Annotated in this window: 13 protein-coding genes; 11 read left to right on the forward strand and 2 right to left on the reverse strand. The window is 54.6% G+C overall.

What is annotated here, in order from left to right; all coding sequences use genetic code 11:
• Positions 1-185: 185 nt before the first annotated feature.
• Entirely contained in the window at positions 186-1,148 is a 963-nt protein-coding gene (locus tag Q0721_RS02710; RefSeq protein ID WP_299025039.1) for a hypothetical protein, read from the reverse strand.
• A gap of 233 nt (positions 1,149-1,381) precedes the next feature.
• Here Q0721_RS02710 and nusA point away from each other — a divergent pair, with 233 nt between their 5' ends.
• The 9 genes from nusA (at position 1,382) to Q0721_RS02755 (ending at position 10,913) form a co-directional block, all read left to right on the forward strand.
• The gene (gene nusA / locus Q0721_RS02715) at positions 1,382-3,319 is read left to right on the forward strand and encodes a transcription termination factor NusA (protein WP_299025040.1); all 1,938 of its coding nucleotides are present in this window, start codon (positions 1,382-1,384) and stop codon (positions 3,317-3,319) included.
• A 27-nt stretch (positions 3,320-3,346) separates the two neighbouring features.
• A complete protein-coding gene (locus tag Q0721_RS02720; RefSeq protein ID WP_299025041.1) occupies positions 3,347-3,688 on the forward strand; it encodes a YlxR family protein in 342 nt (113 codons plus the stop codon).
• A 74-nt stretch (positions 3,689-3,762) separates the two neighbouring features.
• A complete protein-coding gene (gene infB, locus Q0721_RS02725) occupies positions 3,763-5,556 on the forward strand; it encodes a translation initiation factor IF-2 (protein ID WP_299025042.1) in 1,794 nt (597 codons plus the stop codon).
• Between the two features lie 19 nt (positions 5,557-5,575).
• Positions 5,576-5,995, forward strand: a complete 420-nt coding sequence (gene rbfA / locus Q0721_RS02730) for a 30S ribosome-binding factor RbfA (RefSeq protein WP_299025044.1) — start codon at positions 5,576-5,578, stop codon at positions 5,993-5,995.
• On the forward strand, positions 5,992-6,978 hold the full coding sequence (locus tag Q0721_RS02735; protein WP_299025046.1) for a DHH family phosphoesterase: 987 nt from the start codon (positions 5,992-5,994) through the stop codon (positions 6,976-6,978). Before rbfA ends, Q0721_RS02735 begins: the two co-directional genes overlap by 4 nt.
• A gap of 15 nt (positions 6,979-6,993) precedes the next feature.
• Positions 6,994-7,908 (forward strand): tRNA pseudouridine(55) synthase TruB, encoded by a 915-nt coding sequence (gene truB / locus Q0721_RS02740; protein WP_299025048.1) that lies wholly within the window; start codon positions 6,994-6,996, stop codon positions 7,906-7,908.
• Positions 7,909-8,062: 154 nt separating this feature from the next.
• Positions 8,063-8,992 (forward strand): bifunctional riboflavin kinase/FAD synthetase, encoded by a 930-nt coding sequence (locus Q0721_RS02745; RefSeq protein WP_299025051.1) that lies wholly within the window; start codon positions 8,063-8,065, stop codon positions 8,990-8,992.
• Entirely contained in the window at positions 8,982-10,397 is a 1,416-nt protein-coding gene (locus tag Q0721_RS02750) for an FAD-dependent thymidylate synthase (RefSeq protein WP_299025053.1), read from the forward strand. The genes Q0721_RS02745 and Q0721_RS02750 overlap by 11 nt, the downstream gene beginning before the upstream one ends.
• Before the next feature lie 15 nt (positions 10,398-10,412).
• The gene (locus Q0721_RS02755) at positions 10,413-10,913 is read left to right on the forward strand and encodes a DinB family protein (RefSeq protein ID WP_299025055.1); all 501 of its coding nucleotides are present in this window, start codon (positions 10,413-10,415) and stop codon (positions 10,911-10,913) included.
• On the opposite strand, the gene Q0721_RS02760 is transcribed toward Q0721_RS02755, so the two are convergent.
• The gene (locus Q0721_RS02760) at positions 10,910-11,521 is read right to left on the reverse strand and encodes an inorganic pyrophosphatase (RefSeq protein ID WP_299025057.1); all 612 of its coding nucleotides are present in this window, start codon (positions 11,519-11,521) and stop codon (positions 10,910-10,912) included. The genes Q0721_RS02755 and Q0721_RS02760 overlap by 4 nt on opposite strands.
• A 229-nt stretch (positions 11,522-11,750) precedes the next feature.
• Here Q0721_RS02760 and Q0721_RS02765 point away from each other — a divergent pair, with 229 nt between their 5' ends.
• Positions 11,751-12,101 carry a hypothetical protein gene (locus Q0721_RS02765; protein WP_299025059.1) on the forward strand — a complete coding sequence of 117 codons (351 nt, stop codon included), beginning with the start codon at positions 11,751-11,753 and terminating at the stop codon, positions 12,099-12,101.
• Positions 12,102-12,328: 227 nt separating this feature from the next.
• Positions 12,329-12,574: a hypothetical protein gene (locus Q0721_RS02770; protein WP_299025061.1), complete on the forward strand. Its 246-nt coding sequence runs from the start codon at positions 12,329-12,331 to the stop codon at positions 12,572-12,574.
• The last annotated feature ends 239 nt before the right edge of the window (positions 12,575-12,813 follow it).

Here is a 12,813-nt window from a genome sequence, read left to right on the forward strand (position 1 = left end):
TGAGAATATCCAGCCGTTCTGGTCAATGCTTCAGCGATATCAATTTTCGCTCCCCTGAACAACAGAATTACGCTGACCCATCTTCTAGCACCAATCATTCTCCGATTGAGACTAACAACGTTGTCAACTAGGTAGAGCCCCATGAGCCCCCTTTCTCCTAAAGGTTTATTGAACATCGGCAACCGCTACGGCTCCCATTGATAATGAATTAACGCAAAGAGGTAGGGGTGATTTTCCACATATTCAATCCCCACCAACCAAATACGCCAATCCAGGTCCACGCCAGGAGTCCCGGGTTTATAGATTTTATACACGTGGATGTTACGATAGTGCGCAGGCCAAGCCTGCTCTTCGGTAATCCCTGGTACCGAATAATCGCCACATCGTACCTCATGCGCCGGAGCAACGGCATCACGTAGGGCCGGCAACACCACTTCCCGAAACGCCCCCCGTGTCTCCTGGCCACTAGCCGGGTGCACACCCCAGTTGTGGACGTAAGTGCTATGGAAAACCCAGCGCGCATGGGCGGCATCGAAGTTGATCGCCCCTCCAGTTCGCCAGAGCCAGACATCAACCCCATGGATGGGACTAACCAGTGAAGCCAGCAGACGCCCATCTGCCTGAACAATTGCCTGCTCAAATTGCCGGACCAAAGCCTCAGTTTCGGGGTTGCAGAAACTCTCGGCCGCAACATACTGGGTCAGAAAGTGCGCATTCACCCATCCTTTCAGGCTCCCATCTGATATGCGCTCAATTTCTGCCCAGGTTGTATGGTCCGCTTGAATCTGCCGGCCGGTTTTCCATACGTCCGTGGCATCGTAGGACAAAGTGCCCACAACGCGATGCGCAAGGCCGGGTCCCTCACGAATGGTAAGACGTTCTTCTGGCTTGACCAGAATCACCGCGTAACGCTGGATATCTGCAAAGGTAGGTGTAGCAATAACCAAGGGCAGGGTTGGCGTTGCAAGGGGCTGGGTGGAGAAGAACGTGGACGTGGGTACGATAGACGTGGAGGTCGGAAGTGGCAGTGAGGTAGGGGTAGACGTGGGTAACACCTCGACGGTCGAGATCGGCTCAGCCTTTCCACCGCATCCCCCCAAGAGCAGACTTCCCGTTAAAAACACCGAGACAAAGTGACACAACTTCACGGGGTGGTTCCTTCCCTAGCCGCTCTACGCAGTAACCCTTCAAATCTCTGTACATATTATACTTGTTTTGCCCTTGTCACCCCTGTAAGGATGTGTTAAAATGTAGGTCGTCAACGCCGCCACAGAAAGCGCAAGCACTGAAAAGTGGGCCAGTCCCACTTTTCTGCTTATAGAACACGCACCAATCTTGAGTCCATATTCTGCTAAGTGAGAGTTTGGGAGAGCGAGCAAGCATGAAGAACGAATTTACTTTGGCCTTCAACGAGGTACTTGAAGAGAAGCAATTGCCCAAAGAGGTCATTATTAAGGCCCTTGAGTCGGCAATGGTCTCGGCCTATCGCAAGGCCGTCAATGCCTCGGGGGCCCAGCACATTGAGGCCAAAATTGATATTGAGACAGGCAAGGTGACCATCCTGGCTGAAAAAGAAGTGGTGGAAACTGTACAGGACCCCCACACGGAGGTCTCGTTAGAAGAGGCCCGCAAGATTGATCCCAATGTTGAGATCGGCCAGACCATTATCGTAGACAGCACCCCCAAAGACTTTGGGCGTGTAGCCGCCCAAACCGCCCGTCAGGTCATCCAGCAGCGCATTCGCGATGCGGAACGCCAGATGCAGCTGGACTACTATCAGAAGCAACTGGGCGAAATTGTGAGCGGTATCGTTCAGGCGGTGACATCCCAGGGGTTGACCATCGGTCTGGAACTGCGGGCTGAGGGCACCATGCCACGCAAAGAGATGATCCCTGGTGAGCGCTTCCGCGTGCATGATCGCGTACGTGCCCTGGTCGCCGAGGTTAAAGACACCCCGCGGGGGCCTCAGATCATCCTCTCGCGAACACACAAGAACTTCCTGCGTCGCCTGCTGGAAACCGAGGTACCCGAGATTTATCACGGTATCGTTGAGATTCGCTCCATTGCCCGCGAACCTGGCGAGCGCGCCAAGGTCGCCGTCTCCGCCACCCAACCCGGTGTGGATCCGGTGGGCGCCTGCGTGGGGATTCGCGGCGTGCGCATTCAGGCCATTGTGCGCGAACTCCACGATGAAAAGATTGATGTCATTGAGTGGAATCCGGATCCGGCCGTTTTCATCGCCAAAGCCCTGAGTCCGGCCCGCGTAACCGGCGTGTATCTGGATGAGAAAAATCCCAATGGCAAAACCGCGACGGTTGTGGTTCCAGAGGACCAACTGAGCCTCGCCATTGGTCGGGATGGACAAAATGCTCGTCTGGCCGCTCGCCTGACTGGCTGGCGTATTGACATCAAGAGCCTGACCGAGGCGGCTGCTGATGCACTGCACAAACTTCAAAAAGACCCCACTTACGCCTCCTTGGCAGAGCAACTGGCAGATCAAATTCCCCAAATCGAGGATATGCTGGCGCGCAAGGCTGAAGGACGCCCCCTGACCCCCGAAGAGTACGACGCCTTGACCCGCTTCGTGGATCGGGTAGAGCGTCGCGTAACCCTGGGAGCCCCAGTCACAGCCGCTAAGCCCATTGAAAGTAATAAATTGGCCGAGATCAAGGCCCAAATCCCACCCGAAGCCTTTGAGACCAACATTCTCGATAGTGGACTGCCCGAGCACGTGGCCTACATCTTACAGGAAGCCGGTTATACAACTGTGGGTGAGATGGCCGTGCAGATGAAAGTGCGCCCAGAGGAAATTTTCCGTCTCAACGGCATTGGGCCGCGCGCCATGCAGGAAATCAATAAGCTGATGGCGCGTCTGGAAGAACGTATGCGCGAACGAGAAGCCCAGACCGAGACCCAGGCAGAAGCAACGCCCGTCCCTGAAGCCGAGCGGATCACCGAAGAACCCTCGGCAACAGAAGAACTCACTATCCCCACACCGGAAGTTGAGGCGAGCCTTGAGCCCGAATCCATCGCTGAAACCCCGGTTGAGACTACACCGGTGACAAGCGAGGAAGGACACGAGGAAGAAGAGATTTCCTTCGATCAGCTCTTCACCCTCAAGAGCGATATCTTCACCAAGATCACCCTGGACGAGGATGAAGAGGAAGAAGAGGAGTTAACTGTACGTAGCAAAGGCAAGAAGAAGGCCAAAAAGAAAAAGAAACCCGTGGCTTTGGAATACGATCCTGATCGGGATCAATTGGTGATTCGCAAGAAGCATAAACGTGAAGATGAAGATTGGGATGAATGGGAACTTTGAGCATAGAGTAACGGAGGATAAGGAGCAGTGGCTAAAGCCAAACCCCGGCGCACCAAACACGTGCCTCAACGCACCTGTGTGGGTTGCCGCGAGGTGCTCCCCAAGCGCAGCCTGATCCGCTTGGTGCGAACCCCCGAAGGGGTAAAGGTGGATCCAACGGGCAAGATGCGCGGACGCGGCGCCTACCTGCACAATCAGCGGTCGTGTTGGGAACGGGCGCTTAAAGGGGCACTGGCGCAGGCGCTCAGGACCGAACTATCTGCCAACGAACGAGAGTACCTGCTAGCCTTCATGACCACCCTCCCAGAAGAGGAGACCCCTCTCCAGCCCCCAACTGGGTCCCGCGATCCAGGAGCCCCCGCCGGGTAAAATCCCCGCTACTCTGGTGCTCGCCCCGATCGCTCGACCAACGTAGGAAACCAACTAGAAAGTGAGGAGTATCTATGAGCGATAACGGGTCGAAGACCATCGAATTACCGGCAAGTCTGACCGTCCGTGAGTTGGCCCAGCGCATGCAAGCCAGCCCGATACAGGTGATTCGCATTCTCATGGACAACGGCGTCATGGCCAACATTAACCAAATGGTGGATTTTGATACGGCAGCCATTGTGGCCTCTGAATTGGGATTTGAAGCCAAACCTGAGGTTCATGAGGTAGAAGAGGAGAAGGAAACTGGTGAAGTTCCACTATGGCGCCAATGGATTGCCAAGGAAGACCCCCGGCTCTTACAGCCGCGTCCCCCCGTGGTGACAATCCTAGGCCATGTGGATCATGGCAAAACGACCCTGCTGGATGCGATTCGCCATACCAACGTAGCCGCAGGTGAAGCTGGCGGTATCACTCAACATATTGGCGCTTACCAAGTCGAACACAAAGGGCGACTGATCACCTTTTTGGATACCCCCGGTCATGCCGCGTTTACGGCCATGCGTTCGCGTGGGGCCCAGGGCGCTGATATCGTGGTCCTGGTGGTGGCCGCCAATGATGGCGTCATGCCTCAAACCAAAGAGGCAATTGCCCATGCCCGTGCAGCACGCGTACCGATCATTGTGGCGCTCAACAAGATTGATCGCCCCGACGCCAATCCTGACTTTACTAAACGTCAGCTGGCCGAGGTAGGTCTGGTGCCAGATGAATGGGGTGGGAATACCATTGTGGTGCCGGTTTCAGCTAAACTCAAACAAGGTATTGAGGATTTGCTAGAAGCCATCCTACTGGTCAGTGATAGCCTGGACATCAAAGCCAACCCTAATGGACAGGTCTTTGGCACCGTTATTGAAGCCAAAATTGACCGTGCCCGCGGGGTAGTTGCCACGTTGCTGGTCTACAACGGCACCCTGGAGGCGGGGGATATTGTCGTCGCTGGGACCGCCTATGGACGCATCCGTGCTATGTTCGATTTCCGTGGTCGTAAACTGCGCAAGGCCGGGCCTTCTACCCCCGTGCAGGTCATGGGTCTTAATGAAGTGCCTGATGCAGGCGAACTCTTCCGGGTGTATGCAAGCGAGCGTGAGGCGCGCCAGGTGGTAGAAGAACGCCTGCTCCAACGGCAACAGCGGCGCCAGGCCCTACCTAAGGCCTCCCTAGAGGACCTCTTCAGCAAAGTGCAGGCTGGCGAAACCCAGGAACTGCGCCTGATCATCAAGGCTGATGTACAAGGATCACTGGAACCGATCATCTCATCCCTCAACGATTTGAGTAAGGACAGTGAGATTCGGATCAACATCCTCCATGCCGAAACCGGCAATGTGAGTGAGAGCGATGTGATGCTGGCCTCAGCCTCTCATGCCATTATCCTGGGCTTTAATGTTCAGGCCGATCATGCCGCGCGTCGACTGGCTGAAAGTGAAGGTGTCTCTATCCGCCTGTACGATGTCATCTACCGCCTAACCGAAGATATCGAAAAAGCCCTCAAGGGTATGCTGGAGCCATCTGAAAAAGAAGTGCCCATTGGCAAAGGCACGGTGCTGGCTGTTTTTCATATTTCTAAAGTTGGCAACGTTGCCGGTTGCCGGGTTCTGCAGGGTGAATTCCGCCGCGGCGCGCGTGTGCGCATCCGCCGCAAGGGCGAGGTCATCTACGATGGAGAATTTGCCTCGCTCAAGCACGAAAAGGAAGACGTGCGCGAAGTGCGCGCCGGTATGGAGTGTGGAGCCGGTTTCAAAGGTTTTGATGACATACAAGTTGGAGATGAGATCGAGTGCTACATTATCGAACGCAAAAGTCCTCAATCTTGAGAAAGTCGAGTAGAGAAAAATGCCAACACCTCAACGGTTGCAACGCATAGCCGAACGAATTCAGGAAGAAATCTCCGAAATGCTGGTCATGGGCGAGATTCGCGATCCACGCCTGAGCGGCGTCACGATCACTGGAGTTAAGGTGGACCGCGAATTTGCCTATGCCGATATTTACGTTTCAGCAGTTGAGGGCAGCCAGCGTGCGCCCGAAATCCTGGAAGCCTTCAACCACGCTAGCGGTTACATTCGGCGCTTGCTGGCCGACCGCATTGAACTGCGCGTGTTTCCACGGCTGCGCTTTCACTGGGATCCTACCCCCGAACGCGCTGACCGCATCGAACGCTTACTGGCCTCATTGCGAAGCAATCCCTCAACCGCCGAAACCCAAAATCAACCCGCATCGCCGGATGAGGGCGAAGCCAGGAATGAGACAGCATGACAGGTGCTGAGCTGGACATCATCCGCCAAATGCTGCACGCAGCTCAACGTGTGCTGATCACCACACACATACGGCCGGATGGCGATGCGGTAGGCTCCCTTCTAGGCTTGGGGCTAGCCCTGCAGGAAACTGGACGTACTGTCCAAATGGTGCTGCCAGATGGCGTCCCGCACACTTTTCGCCATTTACCTGGAACTGACCAGATTCGCCGCGATGTTCAGCCTCCATTTGATCTTTTTGTTGTGCTTGATACCGCCGATGTTCCGCGGATTGCCTCAGGCCTGAATGGCTATCAGGTGGACATTTGCGTTGACCATCATGTGACCAACCCCGGCTTTGCCCGCGTTAATCTGATTGACCCTGAGGCTGTGGCCACCTCTGCCATCCTCGCCGAACACCTCCCTGCTTGGGATTTACCCATCACGCCGGAAGTGGCCAGCGCCTTGCTAACTGGCATAATTACCGATACAATAGGATTCCGAACCTCAAACATGACTCCTAAGGCGCTGCGCCTGGCGGCCGACTTGATGGAGAAAGGGGCCAACCTGCCCGAACTCTATAAACGCGCGCTGATCCACCGCTCCTTTGAGGCAGCCCGTTTCTGGGGCTATGGGTTGGTTAACCTGAAACGTCAGGGCCGGTTGATTTGGACCACTCTCACCCAGGCCGATCGTGCCGCGGCTGGTTACCAGGGAAACGATGACGCAGACTTAACCGATATACTCTCAGGGATTGAGGATGGAGATATTGCCGTGCTCTTCGTTCAGCATGCAGATGGGCGCATCAAGGTGAGCTGGCGGGCCAAGCCTGGATGGGATGTCTCAGCCCTCGCAGCCCACTTTGGAGGTGGTGGACATCCTGCTGCCGCCGGCGCCGATTTCTATGGGAATCTGGAAGATGTGCAGCAAAAAGTGCTTAAGGCCACCCAAGAATTATGGGAACAACAAGTCACTAAGTTCAAATCCACAACGGCTAGAGGTTGAGCAGGGGAAGCAAGCATGAATGATCGAACACGTCAGTTTGATATTAAAAATGCTATTTCGGGCGTTCTCGTTGTTGATAAACCGGTGGGGTTGACCTCCCACGACGTGGTCCAGATTATTCGTAAGGGGACGAACATCCGCCGGGCTGGACATACAGGAACGCTTGACCCGCGGGCTTCAGGGGTGTTGGTAGTCCTGATCGGGCCGGCAGTGCGACTGAGCGAGTACGTCTCTGCCTCGGATAAACGCTACCAAGCCGTGATCCGCCTGGGTGAAACCACCGATACCTACGACTCCGAAGGCCGGGTAGTCAGCACCTCGCCGGTTGAGATTACCGAAGAACAATTTGCGGAGGTTCTGCAACAATTTGTGGGTGAAATTGAGCAGGTACCGCCACCTTATTCGGCAGTCAAGGTTCAAGGGCGCCGGGCTTATGAGATGGCGCGTGAAGGCGAAGAGGTGGACCTGCAGCCACGCAAGATAAAGGTATACAGCCTGGAACTGCTTGAATGGGCCCCTCCGGAGGCTGTGATTGATATCCACTGCTCGTCCGGCACTTACATCCGCTCATTGGCCAATGATCTGGGCAAAGTGCTGGGGTGTGGTGCCCATCTGGTGGGCCTACGCCGCACTCGTAGCGGACGCTTCACCCTGCGAGATGCTGTACCCTTACGGAAATTGCGCGAAGCTTTTGAAAATGGCACCTGGTACCAGTACCTCATCCCAGCAGCTGAGGCCCTTGCCGATTGGCCGGCCATCGAGTTGGACCATGAGCAGGTCGAACTCATCCGCCACGGGCATCGCATCCCCGGACAGCCTGGCATCGGCAAGATGGTGCGCGCCATCAACGAGCAAGGGGAATTGGTGGCTTTGCTGGAATACGATGAAAGCACCAATGAGTGGCAGCCCAAGAAGGTGTTCTTCTCGTAGCACGGTTTAAGGATGATAAAGCCTCTTGAGGAATCACATCACCTAAGTGAGATCTACGACGAACGCAGCAATCACCGTGCAATGGGGTTGCTGCAATTTTTTGCGGGTGCCATTCCCATCACTGACCCCTTAGGTGCGCAGATGGGCAGATAACATGAAACACGTGACCTCTCTCGACGCACTCTCGCTCCAGAATTCTTGGGTAACCATTGGTACTTTTGATGGTGTTCACCGCGGGCATCAGGCACTCATTCGCACGCTGGTAGAAGGCGCCCATCAACAAGGTCATCCCGCCGTGGTGGTCACCTTTTATCCCCACCCAACCGCCGTGTTGGGCAAGAGCCCCCCTCCTGGCTACCTTACCACCCCCGATGAGCGCGCCCGCTACTTGGGTGAATTAGGGGTGGATTGGGTGATTACACTTGCGTTTGATCTCAAGATGGCCAGCCTGAGCGCCCTGGAGTTCATGCAGTGGCTAACCACTCACCTGAGGGTGCGTTACCTAGTTATCGGCTATGATTTTGCGCTGGGACGTGGCCGCGAAGGCACCCCTGAACAGCTTCAGGTAATTGGACAACAACTGGGGTACGAGGTCATCCTGACCCATCCCATTCAGGAAGGGGGACAACCCATCTCTTCCAGCCATATCCGTCATCTGATCCTTCAGGGTGAGATCGAAAGCGCCAACCAGTGGTTGGGGCGGCTTTACTCAATTGAAGGTACCGTGATACAAGGGGATGGACGAGGACACCTCCTGGGGTTTCCCACCGCCAACCTGGCTTTCTGGCCCGAAAAGTTGCTTCCTGCTAATGGCGTCTATGCCACCTGGGCCTGGATTGGGGAAAGACGCCTGGCTGCGGTTGCCAATTTGGGCCTGCGCCCGACATTTGACTCCCCTTTGCCCAGCCGTCACTTGGAAGCCCACCTCCTGGACTTCACAGGTAATCTCTACCATCAAACGCTCAAGTTGGCGTTTGTCGCTCGCTTGCGCCCTGAACAACGCTTTGCTAATATCGAAGCCCTGAAAGCCCAAATTCACAACGACATTCGTAAAGCCCGGGAGATACTGAACCATGTGCCCTGAGCGCCAGGTTTACTTGCTGGATCCCCAATCCTTACCTCCCGAAACCATTGCTGTCACTTTCGCCAAGACCTCACGTTCCCCTCAAAGTTTTCGCGATATTGCCGCGGAATTAACGGAGGAAAAGAGCGCTGCCTTCCATGAAAAATGGGTGGTAGGGTATGGTCATGCCTCGGTTGCAGAACATGCGGTTCTTCACATCGCCATCGAGAACATCTCACGCCTGGCGATTGAAACCCTAGAATCGTGTCGCCTGGCGTCGTATACCGAAAAATCCACCCGTTATCAAAAATGGGGCCCGGAGGATTTCTATCGTCCAACGGAACTGGCAGGTCACCCTCTTGAAAAGCGCTACTTGGAGACCTGTCGAGCCCTCTTCACCCACTACCATCAGGCCCTACCCAAAGTTCGTGAGGTCATCGCTGAGCAATTTCCACGCTGCCCTGATGAGGATGAAAGCATGTGGGAACGACGCATTCGCTCCAAATATGTGGATGTTTGTCGTTTCTACCTGCCGGCAGCCGCCTTGGCCAACGTGGGGGTCACTATCAACGCCCGCGCGCTAGAACACACACTTCGCAAGATGCTTTCTCATCCCCTGGAGGAGGTACGTGCGCTGGGTGCAGAAATGAAGGCCGTCGCCCGGGCTTCTGTGCCGACTTTAGTCAAGTACGCCGAGGCCGTGTCCTATCTTCAAACTCTTCCTCACCTACTGGCACAAGAAGCTCCCGCTATCTCCCCCGAGATTGGGGATTGGTGTCGCCTGATTGCCTGGGACTGCAACGCTGAGGAAATTGCTCTGGCTGCTTGCCTGTTTCGCTATTCGCACCTGAGTTTTGATCAGGCGCGTCGGGCTATCCAAGGGCGCTCCCCTGAACAGATAACTGCCTTGGCGCAACACGTCCTGGGTGGCTTGGATCGCTTTACCCCCCCGCTCCGCGAACTGGAACATGTTGGGTTCACTTTCGAAGTTATGCTGGACCAGGGAGGTTACCTTGAACTCAAACGTCATCGGATGATGACCCTTAGCCCTCAACCCCTGAGCACCTATCTGGGTTATGCCATCCCACGGGCCATTGAAGCTGCTGGTTTGCTTGAGTCCTACGAGGACGTTATGACATTTGCCGATCAAACCTACCGTGAGCTGGCAACCTGGAACCCGGAAGTGGCTGCCTATGTGGTCCCGAATGCTTTCCACCGTCGAGCGTTGATACGGCTCAACTTCCGCCAGGCCTGGCACCTGATTGCGTTGCGGAGTGCACCTAATGCCCACTTCTCCTTGCGGCGGCTGGCTCAGCGCATGGCCGAATGCATCCGCGGAGCCACCCCTTTACTAGGCCAATTCCTGCCAATTTACCCGGAAGAAACTTGGCAGCAAATTGAGACGCACTTTTTCCTTCGGGCTTAAGGGAGATTTATGCTCATGGATAAGCAAACTCTTTTTCAGGCTCTGCAACGTAGCCGTGAGCGTCTGCTACGCGCCATTGAAGGCTTGGAACCCGCCCTGCTCACCCAACCGGGAGCAGTAGGGGAATGGTCTGTCAAGGACGTGCTGGCCCACTTAGCGATGTGGGAGGCTGAGACTGTCACCCTTTTGTATCAGGTTCGCCAGGGCATCAAGCCCACTACTCTGCACCTGAAGGCCTTTGATACTGATCGCCAGAACGCCGTGTGGTATGAGAAATCCAAAGATCGGCCTTGGGAACGCGTGTGGGCAGATTTTCAGGGGGTTCGGGTTCAAACCCTGCGCCGTCTGGAGGCTTTCAACGAGCAGGAATTAAGTTCTCCCACTCGCTTCCCCTGGCTGGGAAAAAGCCTCGCCGACCTTGTTTATGAGTGGGTGGTGCAGCATGAAGAAGAACATGCCGCCGACCTGGAAATCTGGCGTCGGCGGCAAACAGGTCAACTGACGACCACAAACTAACCCCCGTACATGTCAACGTAATCCTGAATGGCCGCCTCAATCACCTGCATCGCGTGCTGAGCATCGTAGATGCGTTCAATGAAAGTAGTGGATTCCTTACCTGGCACCAACTTATAGGTGCTGAAGTAGTGCCGCAAACGCTCCACCAGCACGTCTGGAAGGTCATTCACATCGTTGGCACTTTCCCAGAAGCGGTCATTGGCTAAAACCGCAATGATTTTGTCGTCAGCGTCGCCGTTATCAATCATCAGCATGCCCCCAATGACCCGCGCAGTTAGAATCACCTCCGATTTGGTAATTGGGCGTTCGCTGATAACGCAAATATCTAATGGATCTCCATCCCCCCGGTAAGCCCCTCCGGTCAGAGCTCCCACCCTTGCCCCACAATAAGTACGGGGAATAAACCCATACAAAGTGGGAGGCTGGGATGAGGTGCGTTGAGGCCGGTCCACCTTCAAGTAACCGGTGGTCTTTTCAACCTCGTATTTCACCAGATCAAACGGGGTTAACTCGATATAGGCATAGACCAACTGCGGGGGCTGGGGACCGGTCTCTAACCCATGCCAGGGATGTGGGCGCCAGCGATAAAACGGATTCGGAAACGTCAAGGCAGCACTCCTAAGTAACGACTAGATTTTTGTGAGAGATCACGATCGACACACTTTGCCGTTCGCCTTGTTACAGCGCCCTTATTTTAAGCCCTCTCCCCTGAATGCGCCAGTGTTCAGCCTGCCCGTTCGCTCAATCCGCGCCTACATCTTTGCTGATACGTGTTAGAATGAACCTGTTCTCGGCTAGAGAGGACAAGGCCATCTCATATCCTAAGGAGTCATAAAAGTGGAAGAAACCCCCAATGTACCTGAAGCGGTTGAGGTCAGCGAGCCGGTGCTTTACAGTAGCAGAGCACTCGTCCTGGTGACCACCTTGCTCAGCATCTTTTCATGGGTAGTCCTGGCTGCATTCCTAGCGGATGTAATCGCCCAAGTGATCAACATCCAGATCACCCTGACCCAGCAAAGCCTGAGCCTGGCTGAGGTGCTGCGTCAACCTTCTGCGGTGTCGTTCCTGATCACCAACATTAGCACGCCCCTCTTTACCGGGATCGGACTGTTCCTGGTCATGCAAGGTAGTGCCATTGGTTTAAGCCTGCTCCGCGAAATGGACCTAATGAACCGGCACGTGCTTTAAGACCCAGCCTCGCGCTCTCATACTCCGTAATACTTTGTAATCTCATCTCCAGAGCCCCTGGTCAATCACCTGAAACCATGGGCATTTGGAGATGGTTTTTAACTATTGATAAGTAATGTTTATTGAAATTCATTGTTTTTAATTATATAATGTGGTTAGATAGATGTCTGCCCGGTTATCTGGTCTTCGAGACCCTCTCAACGACGGACATCTATGGGGAGCATCCCATGTACTACGTAATCGTTGTACTCTGGGCAATCGCTTGTGTAGCGTGCTACGGGCTACGGCGATTGGAACGCAAGGTTCTCACCATTTCCTGCCTGGCCGTGCCACTGGGAGGATTGCTCATTAGTCTCTTCCTTATGAGCCTCAATATACGCACCACTGCTTACATTCTCATTGCTGTCACGGCCTATCTTTTCCTGATCTTGCTTTCCGCCATCCTCACCCAGCACCCCAAAGCCACTTCATAGATATAGATTCTGAAGCGATAAATCCTTAAGAATTTCAATGCGACTGTTTCAAAAATGGGGTTGAATAGCGTTTCCGGGGCGATTGGCGAATTGCCCCGGAAACAAAACCCTAAATCTCTTTCAATCGGGCTATTGACAAAACGCCTGAAAGCCATATAATCAAGCAAAACAAAATATTGAAAAACGTTGAAGAGGACGAGTAAGCAGCGCCAGGGCGCTCCAGAGAGCAGGGTAAAGGT

The sequence above is a fragment of the uncultured Thermanaerothrix sp. genome, from assembly GCF_938028735.1.
In the GTDB taxonomy this organism is placed as follows: Bacteria; Chloroflexota; Anaerolineae; order Anaerolineales; family Anaerolineaceae; genus Thermanaerothrix.